Annotated in this window: 22 protein-coding genes; 7 read left to right on the top strand and 15 right to left on the bottom strand. The window is 34.0% G+C overall.

Going from position 1 to position 23,099, the window contains the following annotated elements:
• Positions 1–222: hypothetical protein (locus EV697_RS09920; RefSeq protein WP_207904098.1), on the top strand; the 222-nt coding region annotated here is incomplete at its 5' end.
• Between the two features lie 504 nt (positions 223–726).
• On the opposite strand, the gene rhlB is transcribed toward EV697_RS09920, so the two are convergent.
• Entirely contained in the window at positions 727–1,995 is a 1,269-nt protein-coding gene (rhlB, locus tag EV697_RS07160; RefSeq protein WP_132024124.1) for an ATP-dependent RNA helicase RhlB, read from the bottom strand.
• Positions 1,996–2,210: 215 nt separating this feature from the next.
• On the opposite strand from rhlB, the gene rho reads away from it, so the two are divergent.
• Positions 2,211–3,473 carry a transcription termination factor Rho gene (gene rho / locus EV697_RS07165; protein WP_132024126.1) on the top strand — a complete coding sequence of 421 codons (1,263 nt, stop codon included), beginning with the start codon at positions 2,211–2,213 and terminating at the stop codon, positions 3,471–3,473.
• 88 nt (positions 3,474–3,561) lie between these two features.
• On the opposite strand, the gene EV697_RS07170 is transcribed toward rho, so the two are convergent.
• From EV697_RS07170 to yceD, 9 genes are all read right to left on the bottom strand, one after another.
• Positions 3,562–4,896: an anaerobic C4-dicarboxylate transporter gene (locus EV697_RS07170; RefSeq protein ID WP_132024128.1), complete on the bottom strand. Its 1,335-nt coding sequence runs from the start codon at positions 4,894–4,896 to the stop codon at positions 3,562–3,564.
• Between the two features lie 234 nt (positions 4,897–5,130).
• Complete coding sequence (gene cpdB / locus EV697_RS07175) at positions 5,131–7,110, bottom strand: 2',3'-cyclic-nucleotide 2'-phosphodiesterase (protein ID WP_132024130.1); 1,980 nt, start codon at positions 7,108–7,110, stop codon at positions 5,131–5,133.
• A gap of 431 nt (positions 7,111–7,541) precedes the next feature.
• Entirely contained in the window at positions 7,542–7,772 is a 231-nt protein-coding gene (acpP, locus tag EV697_RS07180) for an acyl carrier protein (RefSeq protein WP_132024132.1), read from the bottom strand.
• Positions 7,773–7,964: 192 nt separating this feature from the next.
• The gene (gene fabG / locus EV697_RS07185; protein ID WP_132024134.1) at positions 7,965–8,693 is read right to left on the bottom strand and encodes a 3-oxoacyl-ACP reductase FabG; all 729 of its coding nucleotides are present in this window, start codon (positions 8,691–8,693) and stop codon (positions 7,965–7,967) included.
• 32 nt (positions 8,694–8,725) lie between these two features.
• Positions 8,726–9,664, bottom strand: a complete 939-nt coding sequence (fabD, locus tag EV697_RS07190) for an ACP S-malonyltransferase (RefSeq protein ID WP_132024136.1) — start codon at positions 9,662–9,664, stop codon at positions 8,726–8,728.
• Positions 9,665–9,716: 52 nt separating this feature from the next.
• Entirely contained in the window at positions 9,717–10,667 is a 951-nt protein-coding gene (locus tag EV697_RS07195; protein ID WP_132024138.1) for a beta-ketoacyl-ACP synthase III, read from the bottom strand.
• Positions 10,668–10,703: 36 nt separating this feature from the next.
• Complete coding sequence (plsX, locus tag EV697_RS07200; protein WP_132024140.1) at positions 10,704–11,738, bottom strand: phosphate acyltransferase PlsX; 1,035 nt, start codon at positions 11,736–11,738, stop codon at positions 10,704–10,706.
• Between the two features lie 24 nt (positions 11,739–11,762).
• Positions 11,763–11,933, bottom strand: a complete 171-nt coding sequence (gene rpmF / locus EV697_RS07205; protein ID WP_103853741.1) for a 50S ribosomal protein L32 — start codon at positions 11,931–11,933, stop codon at positions 11,763–11,765.
• 17 nt (positions 11,934–11,950) lie between these two features.
• Positions 11,951–12,475, bottom strand: coding sequence for a 23S rRNA accumulation protein YceD (gene yceD / locus EV697_RS07210; RefSeq protein ID WP_132024142.1), 525 nt, complete (start codon positions 12,473–12,475; stop codon positions 11,951–11,953).
• A gap of 291 nt (positions 12,476–12,766) precedes the next feature.
• On the opposite strand from yceD, the gene EV697_RS07215 reads away from it, so the two are divergent.
• The 5 genes from EV697_RS07215 to oppF all read left to right on the top strand — a co-directional run bounded on the left by EV697_RS07215 (position 12,767) and on the right by oppF (position 18,368).
• Entirely contained in the window at positions 12,767–14,416 is a 1,650-nt protein-coding gene (locus tag EV697_RS07215; RefSeq protein WP_132024144.1) for an ABC transporter substrate-binding protein, read from the top strand.
• A gap of 92 nt (positions 14,417–14,508) precedes the next feature.
• Entirely contained in the window at positions 14,509–15,429 is a 921-nt protein-coding gene (gene oppB / locus EV697_RS07220; RefSeq protein ID WP_132024146.1) for an oligopeptide ABC transporter permease OppB, read from the top strand.
• 27 nt (positions 15,430–15,456) lie between these two features.
• A complete protein-coding gene (gene oppC / locus EV697_RS07225; RefSeq protein WP_132024148.1) occupies positions 15,457–16,368 on the top strand; it encodes an oligopeptide ABC transporter permease OppC in 912 nt (303 codons plus the stop codon).
• Positions 16,369–16,389: 21 nt separating this feature from the next.
• Positions 16,390–17,379 (top strand): ABC transporter ATP-binding protein, encoded by a 990-nt coding sequence (gene oppD / locus EV697_RS07230; protein ID WP_132024150.1) that lies wholly within the window; start codon positions 16,390–16,392, stop codon positions 17,377–17,379.
• Positions 17,379–18,368 carry a murein tripeptide/oligopeptide ABC transporter ATP binding protein OppF gene (oppF, locus tag EV697_RS07235; RefSeq protein WP_132024152.1) on the top strand — a complete coding sequence of 330 codons (990 nt, stop codon included), beginning with the start codon at positions 17,379–17,381 and terminating at the stop codon, positions 18,366–18,368. The genes oppD and oppF overlap by 1 nt, the downstream gene beginning before the upstream one ends.
• 97 nt (positions 18,369–18,465) lie before the next feature.
• Here the strand turns inward: oppF and bioD are convergent, their stop codons facing one another.
• Genes bioD through bioA form a run of 5 tightly spaced genes read right to left on the bottom strand, consistent with a single transcriptional unit; the run spans position 18,466 to position 23,005 of the window.
• On the bottom strand, positions 18,466–19,107 hold the full coding sequence (gene bioD, locus EV697_RS07240; protein ID WP_132024154.1) for a dethiobiotin synthase: 642 nt from the start codon (positions 19,105–19,107) through the stop codon (positions 18,466–18,468).
• Entirely contained in the window at positions 19,107–19,874 is a 768-nt protein-coding gene (bioC, locus tag EV697_RS07245; protein WP_132024156.1) for a malonyl-ACP O-methyltransferase BioC, read from the bottom strand. The genes bioD and bioC overlap by 1 nt, the downstream gene beginning before the upstream one ends.
• Positions 19,865–20,539 (bottom strand): DUF452 family protein, encoded by a 675-nt coding sequence (locus EV697_RS07250; protein ID WP_132024158.1) that lies wholly within the window; start codon positions 20,537–20,539, stop codon positions 19,865–19,867. The genes bioC and EV697_RS07250 overlap by 10 nt, the downstream gene beginning before the upstream one ends.
• A complete protein-coding gene (locus EV697_RS07255) occupies positions 20,539–21,723 on the bottom strand; it encodes an 8-amino-7-oxononanoate synthase (protein WP_132024160.1) in 1,185 nt (394 codons plus the stop codon). Before EV697_RS07255 ends, EV697_RS07250 begins: the two co-directional genes overlap by 1 nt.
• Positions 21,716–23,005: an adenosylmethionine--8-amino-7-oxononanoate transaminase gene (gene bioA / locus EV697_RS07260; RefSeq protein ID WP_132024162.1), complete on the bottom strand. Its 1,290-nt coding sequence runs from the start codon at positions 23,003–23,005 to the stop codon at positions 21,716–21,718. The genes EV697_RS07255 and bioA overlap by 8 nt, the downstream gene beginning before the upstream one ends.
• Positions 23,006–23,099 lie beyond the last annotated feature (94 nt).

A 23,099-nucleotide genomic window follows, 5' to 3' on the forward strand; every position in this document is an offset into this window, starting at 1 on the left:
GGGATAGTTTGTGATGAACGACGTGGTTTAATTAAAAGCTTATCATTCTATCTATCCCGCTCAGTTTTGTTAATTTTATCAAATTTTACCCAAAGGTATCTATCAAAACACGCTAAAAAAGTTGTTGTAAAAGATTTATGGTTAATCACTAATTTACTCACACAAGTTACAGAAATACAATTTAGAGACTTTTTAGAGCAATGGTTTGATAAATATGAATAGTATTATAATGAATGTAGATTAAATCTTGAAACAGGTAAATCTCACTATACACATACATAGCACATAGGCGTTTAAGAAATGCTTTTAGACGCTTAAAAACCAATCTACTTTACCTATTTACTTATCAAAAACATCTTATCTTAAACATGCCAAACACATCAAAGAAAAGGAAATTTTGGACATTTAAAACAGCGATTAAGGTGTCATAATGGATTAGAATTGAAACAGAAAAAGAGATTAATTGATGAAATTTTAGGGCGGTAAATACAAAATAGTCAAAAAACACAATATTTTTGACCATTTTTCGTCCTTTAGTTACGATCGCCTATAAAAAACTATTCTTCTTGTCCTTTATGCTTATAATTCAAACATCAAATTATTCCACTTACACTAGATAAAATATGAAAACGAAAGAAATGGACCAAGAATTTAAGCTCGCAAAAATACAGCGCACAATATAATATAATTTTAAACAGTCTAAACCTATCTATGCTATGAAGTAATTTAAATAGTACGGTTATTTTTTATCTTTTTTCTAAATTTTGGATTTTTATTCTTATTCAATGGAACGTTGCGTTTTAATTTATTTGGTCGAGGCAAATCAGTCAACAACGATTGTGGATCATATTGACTTACAGGAATATGATGTCCAATATATTCTTCTATCGCTGTTAAATTCATTGCATATTCTTCACAAGCAAAACTAATTGACACACCACTTTCTCCCGCTCGACCAGTACGTCCTATACGGTGGACATAATCTTCTCGATCATCAGGTAAGTCATAATTAAACACATGAGTCACATCAGGAATATGTAACCCTCTAGCCGCCACATCGGTTGCGACAAGAATATCTAAATCACCATCAGTAAATTGCTTTAACAATGATAATCGTTTTTTCTGAGCCACATCGCCTGTCAATAAAGCTACACGATGACCATCCGCAGATAAATGTCCCCAAATTTGCTGACAACGATGTTTCGTATTAGCAAAAATAATACAACGCTCAGGCCATTCCTCTTCTAATAATGTCATTAATAATGCCATTTTATCTTTATTAGAAGGGTAAAATAATTCCTCTTTTATGCGATGCCCTGTTTTTTGTAATGGTTCAATCTCAATATACTCAGGATCATTCATATCTTCAAAAGCTAATTCACGAACCTTATGTGATAAGGTTGCTGAAAATAACATCGTCAAACGTTGTTTAGGAGAAGGGCATTTACGTAATAAATAACGAATATCTTTAATGAAACCAAGGTCAAACATACGATCGGCTTCATCTAATACGGCTACTTGAATATGATCAAGGTTAATAATACCTTGCTTAACATAATCAATCACACGACCTGTGGTACCAATTAAAATATCAACGCCCTTTTCTATGGCTTGTAGTTGTTTATCATAACCATCACCACCATAAGCTAAAGCAATCTTTAATCCTGTTGCTTGTGATAATAATTCTGCATCATTACTAATTTGTACAGCAAGTTCTCGTGTAGGTGCGAGGATCAATGCTCTTGGCTGGGAATTGTTTGTATTTTTATTGTCATTCGTCAGTAAATGATGAAAAGTTGCGGTTAAAAACGCCATAGTTTTTCCCGTCCCTGTTTGAGCTTGACCAGCGACATCTCGTCCCGCCAAACTAATGGGTAACGACAATGCTTGAATAGGTGTACAAAACTCAAATCCTTTTTCAACAAGTGAGCTGAGAATTTTATTGTTTAATGGAAGGTCAGTAAAACGGATTTTGCTTAAATGGTTATTTTGCATAAGATATTAAAATTGATAATCATGGGTTAAAGAATAGCACGAACTACAAAAATCCTCAAAAAATAACCGCACTTTTGTAATTTTTTCTTTAATAAACTAGACAGGATATCGATTTAATGATAACTTTAGCGCCATTCTGAAGACTATAAAAAGTCAATTCCTACTAAACTATTATTATTCATAACATAAGCTAATCTTATAAAACATTTCAAATTATGCATTTAACAGAACTAAAAAATACCCCCGTCTCAGATTTAGTTAAATTGGGTGAGACACAAATGGGTTTAGAAAACCTTGCCCGCTTACGTAAACAAGATATTGTCTTCGCCATCCTAAAGCAACATGCTAAAAGCGGTGAGGATATTTTCGGTGGCGGAGTCTTAGAAATTTTACCTGATGGTTTCGGTTTCTTACGCTCTGCTGATAGCTCTTATCTAGCAGGTCCTGATGATATCTATGTCTCACCAAGTCAAATAAGACGTTTCAATCTACAAACAGGTGATAAAATTGATGGAAAAATCAGACCACCAAAAGAAAGTGAACGCTATTTTGCCTTATTAAAAGTAGATCGAGTCAATGATGACAAACCTGAAGTATCTCGTAGTAAAATCCTTTTTGAAAACTTAACACCATTACATGCAAACTCTCGCCTAAGAATGGAAAGAGGTAACGGTTCTACAGAAGACCTCACTGCTCGTATTCTTGATTTAGCTTCTCCTATTGGTAAAGGACAACGTGGTTTAATTGTCGCCCCTCCTAAAGCGGGTAAAACTATGTTGCTACAAAATATTGCACAAAGCATTACACATAACTATCCTGAATGTGAATTAATTGTCTTATTGATTGATGAACGACCAGAAGAAGTAACTGAAATGCAACGCTCCGTAAAAGGTGAAGTAATTGCCTCAACTTTTGATGAGCCAGCTTCTCGTCACGTTCAAGTAGCCGAAATGGTAATCGAAAAAGCAAAACGCTCTGTTGAACATAAAAAAGACGTTATTATTTTACTTGATAGTATTACTCGTCTTGCTCGAGCTTACAATACAGTAACGCCAGCTTCAGGAAAAATTCTTTCAGGTGGGGTTGATGCCAATGCGTTACATAGACCAAAACGTTTCTTTGGTGCCGCTCGTAATGTGGAAGAAGGTGGAAGTTTAACAATTATTGCGACCGCTCTTGTTGATACAGGTTCCAAAATGGACGAAGTTATCTTTGAAGAATTTAAAGGTACAGGTAATATGGAATTGCACCTTTCTCGTAAAATTGCAGAGAAACGAGTATTCCCAGCTATCGACTTTAATCGTTCAGGAACACGTAAAGAAGATCTACTTACTACCCCTGATGAATTACAAAAAATGTGGATTCTCCGCAAAATCCTTCATCCTATGGGCGAAGCTGAAGCAATGGAATTCTTGATTGATAAACTAATGGTTGCAAAAACTAATGAAGAATTTTTCAATATAATGAAACGTTCTTAATTAATTCTAAAAAACTACTCTGATTGATATTCACCCCAAACTTGGATGCAAGATTTGGGGTGTTTTTTTACTATCCTAATGACTAACACTAACGAATAATAATTTCAGCAATAGCCACCCCAACCAAACAAGCTGTTACAACACCTATTAACCCAGGTACCATAAAACTATGGTTAAAATAGAATTTACCTATTTTTGTTGTTCCTGTTACATCAAAGTTTACTGTCGCAATATCTGATGGATAATTAGGAATAAAGAAATATCCATAGGTAGCAGGCATTAACCCAATTAATAATGGAGCTGGTAACCCTAAACCGATACCAACAGGCAACATCATAACCGCAGTTGCAGCTTGGCTATTAATAACGACTGAAACTGCAAATAAAGCAAGTGCAAATGTCCAAGGATAAGTCTGAACCATTTCCGTAATTCCAGCCTTAAACTGCGGCATCGCAAACTGGAAATAAGTATCACTCATCCATGCAATACCAAAAATGGCAATAGCTGCAACCATACCTGATTTGAATACTACACCATTAGGGACTATTTGTGGATTTGTTTTAGTTGCAAGTAAAATGATCCCACCAAAACACAACATCATCATTTGAATAATCAACGACATTGAAATTGGTTTTGCTCCCTCTCCAATAGTTCGAATATCTGGAATCATCGCAACTACGACTATAGAGACTAAGGAAAGTAGGAATAAATAAACTGAAAGTTTTGCGGCGGGCGGTAAAACTTCATTTAAAGTAGTGCTCGTTGTATTTAGAATACGCTCTTTCCATACTGGATCTTGCAAACGACGTTGATATTCAGGATCATCAACTAATTCCTTTCCTCTGCGTAAACTATACAAAGCGAGAGCAATTGTTCCAGCAAATGTTGCAGGTACCGTAACGCTAATAATATTAAGTAAAGTTATATGCTCAAAACCTGGCATTTTTGTAATCTGCCCAAGATAATACACAACTGCTGCAGATAAAGGACTTGAGGTAATTGAAAGCTGCGAGGCAATAGATGAGGCAGCCATAGGACGTTCTGGACGAATATTATTCTTCAATGCTACATCACCAATAATTGGCATAATAGAATAAACCGAATGACCTGTACCTAACATAAATGTCATTATATAAGTCACTATCGGACCTAAAATAGTCACTCGTTTAGGATTACTTCTCAAAATCTTTTCTGCTATTTGCAACATAAATTTCAAGCCACCAGCAGCTTCTAAAATTGATGCACAAGTTACTACAGCCAAGATAATCAACATCACATTAACGGGAGCCTTCCCTACTGGCATTCGGAAAACAAAAACCTCAATAGCCAGTCCAATACCAGAAACAACACCAAGCCCAATACCACCAAAGCGACTACCAGTGTAAAGCATTAAAAGTAAAAATAGAAATTCTAAATATAACATAATATCCTCGTATATATTGTAACTAGGGTTAATATCATAATAGAAAAAAACTTATCTATTTATTACTTTTTTAAAAAAGAATTACCTCGTTGATCTATCGCAAAATAATCACTAATTCGCTTATAAAAGAAAACAGATATATCTTAAAATCAAATAAGGGCTGAAATAATTCAGCCCTTATAATTTAACTTATAGATTAAATCATATAATTTTAATCAATATTTCAAGAATAAATTATTTACTCAAATCAATTTGATATACTGCAAACCCTATATCATCATGTTCAATAAATTTCATTGGATACTGTGCTTTTTCTTGAATAAATCGCTTTGCTTTCTCACTAGGAGAGGTTTCCACTCGAATATCTAATTTTAATTTACTATCAATAGGAGCTATACGCCAATTTTTATCTGCATTAGGGCTTACTTGACCTTTTTTCTGACTTTCATCAGTAATATAGTTTGCCAAAATTTGACGATTTTCATCAGGTGCTGCGAAAACAATATGGCTACTTCCTGTTCCAGGGAATTTGTTACTATATGCTCGATAATTATTTGTTGCAATTAAAAACTCAGCATTAGGATCAATTGACTGACCTTGATAAGTTAAGTTAATCACTCGATGTGCATTCTTATTAATAAGCTTACAGTCACCATCATAACGAGCTGGTTGTGTAATATCATATTGGTACTCAATACCATCGATTACATCAAAATTATAGGTTCTAAATCCTGTCCAATCGAGTAAATACTGTGTATTTTCTGTATTTATATCAATTTGATTAAACATACCTGCACTACATTCTAACCACTCTTTTAATTCTTCCCCAGTTACTTTTACAATCACCAACGTATTTGGATACAGATATAAATCTGCAGCATTTCTAAAAGTTAAATTGCCTTTATTAACCTCGGTATAACCCGTAGGATCATTTTTACGACCGCCAGCCTTAAAAGGAGCACCAGCACTTAAAACTGGCAATCCTTTTAATTCTGGTAAATTTTTCACAACATTTTCAGCATAAGCTTTTTGAGCTAAATTGACAATTTGTACCGTAGGATCATCTTGTATTAATGCTAAATAACTGTACATATTATCAGTCGCTTTTCCTATAGGCTGTGAAACAAAAGCTCTTGTCGCCTCGTGTACTGGTTTCAGTAATGCAACCACTTCAGGATGATTCTCAACCGTTGATTCTTTTTTCTCAATATCATAAATAGGACGTAATGCGGCACTACCATCAGCAACAATCCATTTACCTTGATCTTTTGCCAAAGTTAAATCAACAACACTAATATTATTCCCCCAATAACCCGCCATACTTTCAGGAATACCTTTAATAGTCCCTTTTTCAATATCTGCATTAGGTGATTTTATAAATTCTTTATTAGGGAATAAACGATGAGCATGCCCAAAAATAACCGCATCAATACCTTTCACATCAGCAAGATAAAATGCCGAATTCTCCGCACCTTCTTGATAAGGTTCATCTGATGGTCCTGTATGTGCAAGCGCAACAATAATATCAGCGCCTTTCTCTTTTAAAATAGGCACAAATCGTTCTGCGGTCTTCACAATATCTTTAGCATCAACTTTACCATCTAAATTTGCCTTATCCCATATCATAATTTGAGGGGGTACAAATCCAATATAACCAATTTTTATTTTTTGTTCATTGCCTAGCTCATCGATTACTATTTTCTCTTGGATAAAATAAGGTTGATAAACAGGTGTATCAGTATTTGGTTTTACAACATTAGCATTAATGATGGGAAAATTAGCTTGCTGAATTGCAGAATCAAGATAAGATAAACCATAATTAAACTCATGGTTTCCTAATGTTCCTACATCGTACTTCATAAAATTAAGCACATCAATTGCTGGATTAGATTGCCCTTTCTTATGACCCATACTAACCTGATAATCAGCAATAGGATTTCCTTGTATTAAATCCCCATTATCAACCAGAACACTATTTTTTACTTCTTTTCTCGCTTGTTCAATTAAGGTAGCAGTACGAGTAAAACCGAATTTTTTTGTTGATTCATCTTTATAATAATCAAAATCAGTCAAAAAACTATGGAGATCTGTTGTTGCTACAATTCTTAATTTTACAGCATTTGCTGAAGAGGATAGAGACCAACCATAGCGATTAGAACCAAGTACCAACATAGCACTAGCACCAATTTGAATAAAACGTCGTCTATTTATCATTTTTCACTCCAATTAATTAACATAAAAATAATTTATTAATTCTAGTATAGCTACATAGAAATTAAATACTTACATCCATTATTTTATAGCACAATATATTCCCATTCCACCTTAATCATAGCATTAAACATTTTTAAAATAATAAATATCTTTTATATCTCCCTAGCAAATAAGAAATGCTTAATTATTTTCATCAATCTAAATACCAAAATGGAATTCTATCTGAAAATCCAGATTAACCTTTAAATATCTATAAATATAATACTAAGCAAAAGTTTATAAAAAATAAAACACCAAATTATGAAAGAAAAAAAGGGAAAAGGGAAAATTTGAACATAAAAAAACAAGGATTGAAATTATTCAAACCTTGCTTTTATAAATCTCAAATATTAACAATTATTTGAGAAAAAATACTATTCTTTAAATCTAAATTATTGATTATTTTGAACGTAATCAATCGCAGATTGTACTGTGGTAATTTTTTCTGCGTCTTCATCAGGAATTTCAATATCAAATTCTTCTTCTAACGCCATTACCAATTCAACTGTATCTAAAGAATCAGCACCTAAATCTTCAATAAATGAAGCTTCAGATTTTACATCTTCTTCTTTTACACTTAACTGTTCAACGATGATTTTTTTTACGCGCTCTTCAATGCTCATTTTGCTTTTTTCCTATTTATAGTTAGCGATAAAATAATAATTACATAGTGTATTCATTTTTTCTGAAGTTGCAACCTATTTTTACAAGGTCAAACCTCAACAATAAACACCTAATAGAAATCACTCTTTCCTTCAGCCATTCTAGCATTAAGCTAATCATATTTCTAGACTAGTCAACGATGAATTAAGAAATTACGATAAATATAACCCACCATTTACATGCAATGTAATGCCTGTAATATAACTCGCATCTTCTGATGCCAAAAATGCCACTGCTTTTGCTATTTCCTTAGGTTCACCTAAACGTCCAGCTGGTACATTAGCTAAAATACCCGATTTTTGTTCTTCAGAAAGCACTTCCGTCATATCTGTCGCAATAAATCCTGGAGCAACAACATTTACAGTAATGCCCCTTGCTGCAACTTCTTTTGCTAAAGATTTACTAAAGCCAATAAGCCCAGCTTTAGCTGCACAATAGTTAGTTTGCCCTGGATTCCCCATAGAACCAACAACAGAACCTATATTAATAATTCGTCCATAACGTTTTTTCATCATAGTACGCAACATTGCTTTTGATAAGCGATAAACGGAGGTTAAATTAGTTTGTAAAATATCAAACCATTCTTCATCTTTCATTCTCATTAATAAATTATCACGGGTAATCCCAGCGTTATTTACTAAAATATCAATATCACCAAAATCTTCTTTAATTTTCTTTAAAACTGTTTCAATAGACTCTATATCAGCAACATTTAAAACTAAGCCTTTCCCTTTTTCACCTAGGTAAGATGAAATGGCCTCTGCACCTTTATCAGAAGTTGCTGTACCAATTACAAAAATACCTTTTGAAACTAATTCTTCTGCTATTGCACGCCCAATTCCGCGAGTTGCACCAGTCACTAAAGCAATTTGATTTTCCATTATTTTCTCCAAATTTTATGATATGCAGATAATTAACTTAAAATATCACCAAGCATCACTAACGATTTAATATCATTAACGGAAGCTGAATTTAAATTTGTATTAATACGTTTTGTTAATCCTGATAATACCTTACCTGGACCAACTTCAACTAATACCTCAATACCAGCTTGATACATTTTTTCTACTGTTTCCGTCCAACGTACAGGGCTATAAAGTTGGCGAACTAATGCATCTCGAATTTCATTAATACCATCTTCTTTCTTGACATCAACATTATTTATCACAGGTATTACCGGTGATTTAATAGCAATACTCTCTAGAGAAATAGCAAGTTGATCTGCTGCTGGTTTCATTAAGCTACAATGTGAAGGTACACTCACAGGTAATGGCAAGGCTCTTTTCGCGCCTAAAGTTTTACAGAGTACCGCTGCACGCTCAACAGCCGCTTTATTTCCTGCAATAACAACTTGTCCAAGTGAATTAAAATTAACAGCAGAAACAACCTCGCCTTGTGCTGCCTCTGTACAAGCTTGAATGATACTTTCATTATCTAATCCAATAATTGCATACATCGCACCAACACCTTCAGGTACAGCTTGTTGCATCAATTTTCCTCTTAATTCAACTAACTTAATCGCATCTTGAAAATCAATAACACCGGAACAAACTAAAGCTGAATACTCACCTAAACTATGCCCAGCCATTAACTCAGGTTTTAGATGTGGATATTTTTGTTTAAAAACTTCAAAAACAGCAACAGATGCAGTCAAAAGTGCAGGTTGTGTTTTCCAAGTCTTATTTAATTCTTCTATGGGACCTTCTTGGATAAGTTTCCATAAATCATAACCTAATACATCCGATGCTTTTTTAAATGTATCAAGTACAACTGGAAATTCTGTAACAAGATCAGATAGCATACCAACAGTTTGAGATCCTTGACCAGGAAATACTATTGCAAATTTTTTCATAATATTTATCCCATATTATTAATTATTATTTTATAAATTATATCAAATATTCTTAAAATCTAACTAGTGCTGAACCCCAAGTCCAACCACCACCAAATGCCTCTAACAACAATAGTTGACCACGTTGAATACGCCCATCTCTAACCGCCTCATCTAAAGCCGTCGGAACCGTTGCTGCACTTGTATTACCATAGCGATCTAAAGTGATGACAACTTGTGACATATCCATATCTAATTTTTTAGCTGTTGCACTAATAATTCGTAAATTAGCTTGATGTGGAACTAGCCAATCAAGATCTTTCTTGTCTAAATCATTTTCTTGTAGAGTTTCCTCTACAACATTTGCCAATTCACGAACAGCTAATTTAAAGGTTTCATTACCTTGCATTTGAATAAATCCAGAATGCTCAACTCCTCTTTCTAATTGTGGAAGAACTAATATGCCACTTTGATCTGATTTTGCATGTAAATGGGTAGAAATAATCCCTTGTTGCTCTGATGCCTCTAAAATAACTGCTCCTGCACCATCACCAAATAAAATAACAGTTCCACGATCAGAATTATCTAAATTTCGAGAATTAAGATCCGATCCTATGACTAATGCTTTTCTAATTTTTCCTGTGCGAATAAACTGATCCGCTACACTCAATGCATAGATAAATCCTGTACAAGCCGCCGCAACATCAAAAGAAATTGCATTATCAATTCCAAGCATTCCTTGAATTTGACAGGCTGCACTTGGATAGGCGTGTGAATGGGTCGTTGTTCCAACCACGATTAAATCAATTTCATTTGGATCAATATGTGCAATATCAAAACATTTCTTCGCTGCTTCAAATCCCATTGTGGCAACAGTTTCATTATCTTTTGCGATACGCCGTTCTTTAATACCAGATCTTGTGGTAATCCACTCATCTGATGTTTCCACCATTTTTTCCAAATCAGCATTTGTCCTAATTTGTTCAGGTAAATAACTTCCGGTAGCTAAAATTCTACTATACATATATATATCTCAAATAAATTTTCATAAATTAATCAATTAATATTTCTCTAATCCAACTAAAATTTTGTTGGGAATATTTTGGCGGGCTTGTAATGCGGCATCAGCAATTGCATAGGAAAAAGCATCAATATTTGCACTACCATGACTTTTTACAACAACAGAATTTAAGCCAATTAAAGATGCACCGTTATATTGATCAGGATTAATATTTTTTAATCTCTGATAACTTCCTTTTAAAAATAAATTTTTCATCAATTTTCCAAAAATTGATTTACAAATATGATTTGTTTTATTCACTGAACTATCGCCTTTGAATAAAGAAATCATATTTTTTATTACACCTTCTATTGTCTTTAATGCGATGTTTCCAACAAACCCATCATGAACAATAATATCAGCCTTACCATTAAGTAACGAATCACCCTCAATAAAACCAATATAATTTAATGTCGTTTTTTGCTTTAATATTTCAGCAGTATCTTTAATCAATTTATTTCCTTTGATTTCTTCAATACCAATATTTAGCAAGGCTATTCTAGGGTAAACTAACCCTAAACAATTTTCAGCAAAAATTGTTCCCATTAGTGCAAATTGATATAGATTCTCAGCACTACAATTTATATTTGCACCTAAATCTAGCATAACACTACGCTCACCTTGCATCGTCGGCAAAATAGAAATTAAGGCTGGTCGTTCAATACCTTTTAATGGTTGTAAAATAATTTTTGATAATCCCATTAAAGCCCCCGTATTCCCAGCACTAACACAAGCCTTAGCTTCTCCACGTTGAACAGCCTCAATAGCTAATCTCATTGAAGAACCTTTACTATGGCGTAATGCGAAAGATAAATCTTGATTATTTTTTATCTCGTGAGAAGTATGACAAATCGTCAACCTAGTACGAATATCGGAAGAAAGATTATTGAGCAAGGGCACTATTTGATGACGATCACCAAACAGAAGAAGAAACAAATCTGGATCGTTCTCTAACGCTTTTATAGATGCAGGGATAGTAACACGGGGACCTATGTCCCCGCCCATTACATCTAACGCAATGGTTAGACGAGTCAAGTAATGTCCTTAAGTAATAATAAATTACTTATTAATTACTTTACGACCACGATAGTAACCATCTGCAGTTACGTGGTGACGTAAATGAGTTTCACCAGTTGCTTTATCTACAGATACAGCAGCAGTAGTTAAAGCATCATGAGAACGACGCATATCACGACGTGAACGAGATTTTTTATTTTGTTGAACAGCCATTGGCTATACTCCTAAATTTACTTTTTCTTTAAACTAGCTAATACAGCGAACGGGTTCGGTTTTTTTGCCAATTCTTCCGGCAATTCGCCAAAAACCTGTTCAGCCACGGACACTTCACAGTGTTCAGATGAATGCATTGGTATAATAGGAAGCGTCACAATAAGTTCATCTTCTACAATACCAACTAAATCTATTTCCCCAAATGCATTAAATTCTATTGGTTCATAAATTTCTGGTAATTCATCGGCTTGATCCAAATTAGAAACGGGGCTGTAAATAAAATCACAGCTTAATGTTTGTATAAAAGGATTCTGACAACGTTGACATTCTAATTCAACCTCAACAGTCGCCTGACCTTTCATCACCACCAATTTTTGTGGATCAATAAAAAACGATAATGAAACCTGTGCATCGCTGAGCACTTTACTCACTGACTCCGCAAGACGAGGTAGCTGGCTGATAGAATAGTAACCATCGTAATCCAATCTACGCTGAGCATCTTTTACTGGGTCAGTAGTTAGGGGTAATTTTACCTTTTGCATAGGGCGTGAATATTACCTTTTGATCGTCAATTAGTCAAAGGAAATTATAACTTTTTATATGAAAACTGCTAGAAATTTTACACAATAACTATTTCTAATACAAACCGAATGTAAATTATAACTTACTTTATCAATAAAAAATTAAAAATATCATAATGAAAAAGATATATATTGCATATTAATCAAATAATCCTAAAAAGATAACATAAATAATGGTTTAAACTCTTTACATCAATAATATTTTCATTTATAAGTAAAAACTCTTTTTACTCTCAAAAGAAAGGAAAAACTATGACAAACACAACGAAAAAAACATTAATCAATATTGCACTAGCAAGTGCTTTTAGTATTTTCTCTGCACAAAGTGCATTTACCGCAGAAGTGCCAGTAGGTACTGTACTTGCAGAAAAACAAGAATTGAGAATAAACAATGGAACAGATCCTACTTCGATTGATCCACATAAAGTAGAAGGTGTGCCGGAATCATTAGTTTTACGCCAATTATTTGAAACATTAGTTATCTCTGATGATAAAGGACATATTATTCCGGGTGCAGCGGAAAAGTGGGAACATAGTGATGATTTTAAAACTTGGACATTCCATCTTCGCAAAAACGGAAAATGGTCTAACGGAGAACCTGTTACTGCGGAAGATTTTGTATTTGGCTTTCAACGTTTAGCCGATCCAAACACAGCTTCTCCTTATGCAAGTTATTTACAATATTTAAAATTACTAAATGCCTCTGATGTTGTCGCAGGTAAAAAACCAGTAACGGAACTAGGCGTAAAAGCACTTGACGATCATACTTTAGAGCTAACCCTATCTGAAAGTGTTCCTTATGCAGATAAATTAACAGAACATTACGTTTTATCTCCAGTAAACAAAAAAATTATTGAAAAATTTGGTGATAAATGGACAGATGTAAACAATATCGTTGGTAATGGTGCATTTAAACTTAGCAACTGGATCATCAATGAAAAATTAGAAATGATACCAAATGAGTTTTATTGGAATAATGAAAAAACCGTACTAACTAACGTAACACTTTATCCAATTAGCTCATCTAATACAGATGTTTCTCGCTATCGAGCTGGAGATTTAGATATAACTAACCACGAATTACCAACCGAGTTATTTTCAAAATTAAAATCCGAATATCCAAATGAAGTTTATACGCCACCTTCATTATGTACTTATCAGTATGAAATCAATCATACTAAAGCACCATTTAATGATGTTCGTGTAAGAAAAGCACTATCAATGGCTATCGATCGTAACATTATTGCTGAAAAAGTAATGGCTCAAGGTCAACAGCCCGCTTATGCCTTTACCCCAAGTTACATTAATGGAGGGGAAAAAATTGCAATGCCTGAGTGGACTAAATTATCACAAGCAGAACGTAACAAAAAAGCGGTTGAATTATTGAAAGAAGCGGGATTTGATAAAGCTAATCCATTAACAATTAATTTGTTATATAACACCTCCGATAATCACAAGAAAATTGCTATTGCTGCTTCATCAATTTGGAAGAAAAATTTAAATGGTGTGGTTGATATAAAACTAGAAAATCAAGAATGGAAAACCTATGTTGATTCTCGTCATCAAGCAAACTATGATATTGCCCGTGCAGGTTGGTGTGCTGACTATAATGAAGCTACCACATTCTTAACTTACTATTTATCAAATAGTAGTAATAATACCGCATTCTATAAAAGTGCAGAATACGATGCTTTATTGAAATCCGTTTACCAAGAAGAAACAGATGAAGGTCGAGCGAATGTTTATGCGAAACTTGAAAAATTATTGGATGAGGATGCTGCATTAATCCCAATATACTATTATGTAACTCCACGTATGATGAAACCTTACGTAAAAGGTTTTGCCGTAAATCATCCAGCACAAAACTACTATTTAAAAGATGTTTATTTAATTAAACATTAATTTTTAATTTCTTAATAAAGTGCGGTCAAAACCGACCGCACTTTTATTTATTCTTTTTTACATTTTACGATGTTTGGATTGGATTATCTTGTATGTTTAAATTAATTCTTCGTCGTCTTTTACAGGCGATTCCAACACTTTTTATTTTAATTACAATTTCATTTTTTATGATGCGGTTAGCTCCAGGTAGTCCATTTACTAGTGAAAAAAATTATCCACCTGAAGTAATTGCAAATATTGAAGCTAAGTACCATCTAAATGAGCCACTTCATAAGCAATATTTTATTTATTTAAAAGATCTTGCTCATGGCGACTTTGGTCCTTCATTTAAATATAAAGATTATACGGTTAATCAGCTTGTATCCGCTTCGTTTCCCGTATCATTTAAATTGGGTATATCAGCTTTTTTAATTGCATTAATATTAGGGATTAGTGCAGGAGCAATGGCTGCACTCAATCAGAATAAATGGCTTGATTATTTTATTATGACCTTTGCAATGACAGGGGTTGTCATACCGAGCTTTGTGGTTGCACCGCTTTTAATTCTTCTCTTTTCCGTGACCCTAAAACTCTTACCATCTGGAGGCTGGGAAGGCGGAAACTTTGAATTTATGTTAATGCCAATGTTTGCACTCTGTCTATCCTATATAGCCAGTATTGCTCGTATTACTCGTGGCTCAATGATTGAAGTATTACATTCCAATTTTATACGCACAGCAAAGGCAAAAGGTTTACCAATGCGTCGTATTTTAATTAAACACGCATTGCGTCCTGCCTTATTGCCCGTTATCTCTTATATGGGACCAGCATTTGTTGGGATTATTACTGGTTCAATGGTAATTGAAAGCATTTTTGGTATTCCTGGTATTGGACAACTTTTTGTTAATGGAGCATTAAATCGAGATTACTCCTTAGTACTCAGTTTAACTATTTTAGTGGGAGCATTGACTATCGTATTCAATGCCATTGTAGATATTTTATATGCAATGATTGATCCCAAAATTCGTTATTAATTTATCGTTGTCATAGGAACAAACAAGATGTTAAAGAATCAAAAAGATACTGAACTACTTGAATCGGTAACAGAAAGACTTGAAACCATTGAAGGTCGAAGCTTATGGCAAGATGCTCGCCGCCGTTTTTTCCATAACAAAGCTGCACTTACTAGTTTATTTGTACTATTTTGTATTGCACTATTTGTTATTTTTGCACCAATGCTTATGCCCTACCCTTATGATGAGCTTGATTTTGGGGCTATGTCAATCCCACCAGAATGGGAAACGATGCACTATTTTGGTACAGATACGTCAGGTCGAGATTTACTTGTTCGTGTCGCCATCGGCGGTCGTATTTCATTACTCGTCGGCATTGCAGGGGCATTAATTGCGGTATTAGTCGGCACGTTATATGGTGCAACCTCAGGATATATTGGTGGCAAAGTTGATACCTTTATGATGCGTTTTTTAGAAATTCTCAACTCCTTTCCGTTTATGTTTTTTGTCATCTTATTAGTTACTTTCTTTGGTCGCAATATTTTCTTAATTTTTGTGGCAATAGGAATGGTATCTTGGTTAGATATGGCAAGGATTGTCAGAGGTCAAACACTGAGCATTAAACAAAAAGAATTTATTGAAGCCGCAATTGTATGTGGTGTTCCATCACGTCAAATTGTTTGGCGTCATATTGTGCCTAATGTTCTCGGCGTTGTCGTCGTATATGCCTCATTACTGGTACCTGGAATGATTTTATTTGAATCATTTTTAAGTTTCTTAGGACTAGGTACTCAAGAGCCATTAAGTAGCTGGGGCGGATTATTAAACGATGGGGCTAAATCAATGGAAGCAGCGCCTTGGTTATTGGTTTTTCCAGCTTTATTCTTAGTCATCACCTTATTTTGTTTTAACTTTATAGGTGATGGTTTACGTGATGCCCTTGATCCGAAAGATCGCTAATACAATCGCTTGGAGAGAAAGATGATAACAAATAACTTACTACTCGATGTACAAGACTTGCGTGTTACCTTCAAAACACCTGATGGCGATGTAACGGCGGTCAATAATTTAACTTTTTCATTAAATGCGGGAGAAACGTTAGGTATTGTAGGTGAATCAGGTTCTGGAAAATCACAAACTGCCTTCGCTTTAATGGGATTACTTGCAGATAACGGTCGAATTTCAGGAAGTGCAAAATTTAATGGGGAAGAAATTCTGAATCTACCTGAATCACAATTAAATCGGCTACGTGCAGAACAAATTGCGATGATATTTCAAGATCCAATGACCTCTCTTAATCCTTATATGAAAATTAGTGAACAATTAATGGAAGTGCTAATGCTACATAAAGGAATGGATCGTAATACCGCCTTTGAAGAAGCGGTACGAATGCTTGATGCAGTAAAAATGCCAGAAGCACGCAAACGTATGAATATGTATCCACACGAATTTTCTGGGGGAATGCGTCAACGTGTAATGATTGCAATGGCATTATTATGTCGCCCTAAATTACTGATTGCAGATGAGCCAACAACAGCATTAGATGTAACAGTACAAGCTCAAATTATGACCTTATTAAACGAGCTAAAGACTGAATTTAATACTGCTATTATTATGATTACTCACGATTTAGGCGTAGTTGCAGGTATCTGTGATAATGTCCTTGTGATGTATGCGGGTCGTACAATGGAATATGGTACAGCAGAGCAAATTTTCTATACCCCAAGTCATCCTTATTCAATGGGACTAATTAAAGCCGTGCCTCGTTTAGATGAACAAGGCGAAGAACTTCTGACTATTCCGGGTAATCCGCCTAATCTACTCCATTTACCAAGTGGTTGTCCTTTCCAACCTCGTTGCCTAAAAGCGACTCAAAATTGCTTAAAAACACCAAATTTAGATAGATTACCCGATCAACGTCTGCGTGCCTGTTTTATATCAGCAGAGGAACTAATAAGAGGGAATGCATAATGACAACTGAGAAAAAAGTTATCTTAGAAGTAAAGGAATTAAGTGTTCACTTTAAAATTAAAGATACAAAATCTTTACTCTTTCCGAAGCACCAAACATTAAAAGCGGTTAATAATGTCTCTTTTAATTTATATGAAGGTGAAACTTTAGGTATTGTAGGCGAATCAGGTTGTGGGAAATCAACACTCGCACGAGCGATTATTGGGCTAGTAGAAAGTTCAAAGGGCAATATTTTATGGTTAGGTAAAGAGCTTACGGAACAAAATGCAAAAGAATGGAAAGCAGTCCGTAATGATATTCAGATGATTTTCCAAGATCCACTAGCCTCACTTAATCCAAGAATGACTATTGGAAATATTATTGCTGAACCACTTAAAATCTATCAACCTCACTTAAGCAAAGAAGAAGTTAAAGAAAAGGTTCGAGCAATGATGATGAAAGTAGGGTTACTACCAAACTTGATCAATCGTTATCCTCACGAATTTTCGGGTGGACAATGTCAACGTATTGGTATAGCACGAGCACTAATTGTTGAACCCAAATTAATTATTTGTGATGAGCCAGTTTCAGCATTAGATGTATCTATTCAAGCACAAGTAGTAAATTTATTAAAATCCTTACAAAAGGAAATGAAGTTATCGCTTATTTTTATTGCACACGATCTTGCAGTAGTAAAACACATTTCCGATCGTGTGTTAGTTATGTATTTAGGTAATGCGGTAGAACTTGGAAGCTATGAACAAGTTTATCATCATACCAAACATCCTTATACGAAAGCATTGATGTCGGCGGTGCCAATCCCTGATCCAAAGTTAGAACGTAACAAACAGATCCAATTATTAGAGGGCGATCTTCCTTCGCCAATTAATCCACCATCTGGTTGTGTATTTAGAACTCGTTGTCCACTTGCGGATCAACATTGTATTGCGGATAAGCCGATACTTAAAGGACTAAATAATCATTTGGTTGCTTGTTTTCAAGCAAAATAAATGACGATAACATAATTAAAAATACAATTATGGTTTATAAAATATTAAGGCAAATCCTTGATTTGCCTTAATTATATAAAATACTACCGCACTTTCTCTACATTTCAACAAAATCAAACACATCAAATTGAGTATCTGGAAAATGTTGTTTTAAATAATTTCTTAAAAATAATTGTGTTTCTCGACTAATAATCTCATCAGCTTTGGGATAAAGATTATACATAACAGAATGAACCTTAATTCCATTGATTTGGCAAGCCTGTAAACTTAATAGAGTATGATTAATACTACCCAATTTACCTGAAGTTACTAATATCAAAGGGTGTTGATATTCTCTAAGATAATCTAATGTTGTTTTAGTTTCATTATAGGGAACACATAGCCCGCCAGCCCCTTCAATTAACACATAATCATACTTCGCCATTAGCTTTTTAGTTGCTTGTTGAATAAGTGCGGTTGAAATTTCTATATTTTCTAAACGACTTGCTAAATGTGGTGAACAAGGGTAGGAAAACAAATAAGGACAAGTCAGTCCTGATTTATCTTCTTCTGTTAATTGAATCCCTTGAATTTTTCGATGTTGTAAAATATCTTCAGAAAGATCTTTGTTGCCTGTTTGGATCATTTTTTGGGTGATCACAGAATAACCTTGTGCCATTAATTTTTTAGCATATAATCCTGTTGCGATTGTTTTTCCTACATCGGTATCAATTCCCGAAATAAACAATACTTGTGCCATTACTTTTCCTTTTTAATTGCTAAAATCAAAATAGGGCTATAAGTTAAACCTACTTTGCCACTCTCTAATTTATACATTTTTTCATAATCGGTAATAAAGGTCTTTAAATTATACTTTGACCAATAATGCTGTTTTATCCCAGTTACCCCTGTATTTTTAAGATGTTTAAGCACATCTGAAGGAGATAGAAAAGATAAACAAATTTCTTGTTGTGCTAAATATACAATTTCATAGTCTGCGTCTAACCATTGTTGCCAATCATCTAAACTAGGATAATCTAAGCCAATACCAGTTAACCTGCGTATTTCTTTTAGGTTTTCTTGAGAAAAGGTACTCAATAATAAAATACCTTGAGAATTTAGATGACGAGTAATTCGTTGAATGAAAAAACAAGGATCATTGAACCATTGAATAACTGAGGCTGAACTGATTAAATCATAGGATCTTTTGGCAAAATCCCAATGTTCCGCATCGGATAAATGAAACTCAAAAATATCCCCTAAAAATAATTTTTCTAAATTTGCACGCACATCGCATATATCATTAAATATCCAATTTTTGCTAGATATATGTTCTCTGAGTAATTGTGTAAATAAACCCGTACCACAACCGATTTCTAACACTGTTGAAAAATCTAATTTCCCATTGTTTTTCAACAATTCAATTAACCGTAAATTAATTTGTTGTTGTGCAATAGCATTATTATCATACTTTGATAAAGCCTTAGTAAACTTTCTTTCAACTTGCTTTTTATCGATTAATCCCATAATTCTGACCAATGAGAAAATAAATTAAAAGGATAATGAGCAATATCCATAAAAATAATCTCATTACATTTATTTTCCCAATAATTTCGCTGATTGATTATAGGGAATATTTTATCTTGTTTTCCAATAATGACTCTCGACCAATTCAATAGTTTTGAATGTTCAGTTTTAAGAATTTCTTGATAAAGTGCGGTCAATTCTGACTTTAAATTTTCAATATTCCTAACTGATAAGTCTTGTTTTTCGCAATCTTGGTAGTAATTAAAATTGTCTTTATTCCCACAAATTCTACGTTGAAATTTAACCAAATTGATTTCATTTAAATTTGTTAATGTGCCTAAGAAAATAGTATGAGGAATACCAAAATCATCATCACAAGGTGATCCTGTACCATTAATTGCCGTAGCAGATACTGTACTTATATCCGCTAATACTTGATTAGCTACCCACACGCCCATTGACCAAGCGACGACACGAATTTGCTTATAAACCGAAAAATCAAAATCTAATTTTAAATCTTGATAATCATAACAAATCAATAAATCATAATTTTTCGGTAAAGCTAAATGAGAAATCAAGGTAGTTGGTGTCCCCCAACCCGCAAAATAAATAATTAACCCATTATTATCTTGCGTTTTTTCCCCGTTAATTAACCGAGTCTTCATTAGCTGTCCTTTCTAATTTGCTTATCAAACATTTTCAAATGTATCATAAAATTTTCAATCTCTTTTAATTTCATATCCGCCGTTAAAGACAAACGAATACGAGAAGTACCTTTAGGCACTGTTGGGGGGCGAATGGGCAAACAATAATATCCTTGCTGTTGTAATGCGATTGCCATTTTTTGTGTTTGTTTATTCTCTCCTATAATATAGGGAACAATACAACTTTGACTAGTCATTGGTTTCTCTAACAAACGGATTTGTTGTCGTAAATACTCACTTAATACGTATAAATGTTGTCGTCTTGCCTTAAAGCTGGCTAATTGTTCAAATAAAAATAATGTCCAAGCAACTGAAAATGGGGGAAGTGCAGTGGAAAAAATAAAGGAACGTACTTTATTAACTAAATAATCTTTAATAACTTTATCACAAATAACATAAGCTCCCATTGACGCAAGCGCTTTCCCAAACGTCCCCACAAGAAAATCAATCTGCTGAATACAATGTTGTTGTTCTGCTATACCTAAACCTTTTTCTCCATATACACCAATGGCGTGTGCTTCATCTACATAAAGTAATACATTGCCAAAACGCTGTTTAAATGCCACTAATTGTTTGAGATCCGCAACATCACCGTCCATACTAAAAATACTTTCCGTTACAATAATCATACGATCATATTTATTTTGATTAATCGTTAATATGTATTCTAAATGTTCAAGATCGTTATGACGGTAACGGACAAAATCCCCCTCACTTAAACGAATACCATCAATTAAACTTGCGTGAACCAATTTATCGGCAACAATTAATGTTTTTTTATTAGCAATAGCTGGAAGAATGCCAATATTTGCGTGATAACCACTATTAAAAATCAGACAACTTTCTCGATTGAACGCATTTGCCATTTCAGTTTCTAATTGTTCATAAATAGGAAATGCCCCTGTCAATAATCGAGATGATGAAGAGCTAAAGTGCGGTAATTTTTTCGCATATTTTTCTAAAAATTGTTGCTTGAGTATTTCATCATTCGCCAAACCAAGATAATCATTAGAGGACATATTCAACATTGTATGTTGTTCTCTTAAGATCCATTTTCCTTGATGAATTAAATTAGGAATTTGGCGAAATTGTTCTTGCTGCTTAAGTTGATGAAGATAATCAGAAAAATCATCAAATTTATTCATTGTATTCTTCCTTGATTGTTTCTAATAATGCCGTTGTTAATCTAGTCAGATCTTGTGAGCTAATAATAAATGGCGGCATAATGTAGATCAGTTTTCCAAAAGGTCGTACCCAAATCCCCTTTTCCACAAATTTAGGCTGTAAACAATTAAGATCTACAGGATTGAGCATTTCAATTACGCCTATTGCCCCTAGTACTCTAACCTGTTTCACTGACTTAAAACGCTTGGCTGGATCAAGTTCTACTTGTAATTGGCTTTCTATTCTTTTTACATTATTCTGCCAATCACTCTCAAACAACAAATCAATTGAAGCACAAGCAATAGCACAAGCTAATGGATTTCCCATAAATGTTGGTCCGTGCATAAAACACTTCGCCTCTCCGCCACAAATAGTATCTGCTACCTGTTTATTCGTAATCGTTGCAGATAAGGTTAGGTATCCTCCCGTTAATGCTTTACCTAAGCAAATAATATCTGGCACAATATTCGTATATTCAGTAGCAAATAATTTGCCAGTTCGTCCAAAACCCGTGGCTATTTCATCAAAAATTAACAATACACCATATTCATCGCACAATGCTCTAGCTCGTTCTAAATAGGTCGGTGAATAGAAATACATTCCTCCTGCACCTTGAACAATAGGCTCTAAAATTAACGCCGCAATTTCATCACTTTTTTGTATAAGTAAATCCTTCAAAGGCTGAATATCTTGCTCATTCCATTCATCAAAAAAAGCGGTTTGGGGTTGGGGTAAAAAATATTGGATAGGTAAACTTTTAGAAAAAAGTCCGTGCATACCTGTAATAGGATCACAAACTGACATCGCATTCCAAGTATCACCATGATAGCCTGAACGAATAGTAGCAAATTTATAGCGTTCTGATTTACCTTTAGCTTGTTGATATTGTATTGCCATTTTCATTGCCACTTCTACCGCAACAGAACCACTATCGGCAAAAAAAATTTTATCTAAAGAATCAGGCAAAATCTGAATTAAACGCTTGGCTAATTCACCAGCAGGATCATGTGTAAACCCACCAAACATAATATGGCTCATTTTTTCTAATTGCTGTTTGGCGGCTTGATTGATCTTGGAATGATTGTAACCATGCAATGCTGCCCACCAAGAAGACATACCATCAATAAGGCTTTTACCATTTTTTAAAATTATATTTACACCTTCTGCTCTCTCGACAGCAAACATCGGTGCTTTTGAACCAATACAAGAGTAAGGATGCCAAATATATTCTTTATCAATAGCTAATAAATTTTCTTCTTTCATTTCTCTTACCCTTGTTTTTTTATATAGGAGGTCAAGTTTAATAAAACCTAAATAATTGCACAAGTCAAATAAGTTGTTATAATCCTTTCTCAAC

Source organism: Bisgaardia hudsonensis (genome assembly GCF_004345785.1).
Taxonomy (GTDB): Bacteria; Pseudomonadota; Gammaproteobacteria; order Enterobacterales; family Pasteurellaceae; genus Bisgaardia; species Bisgaardia hudsonensis.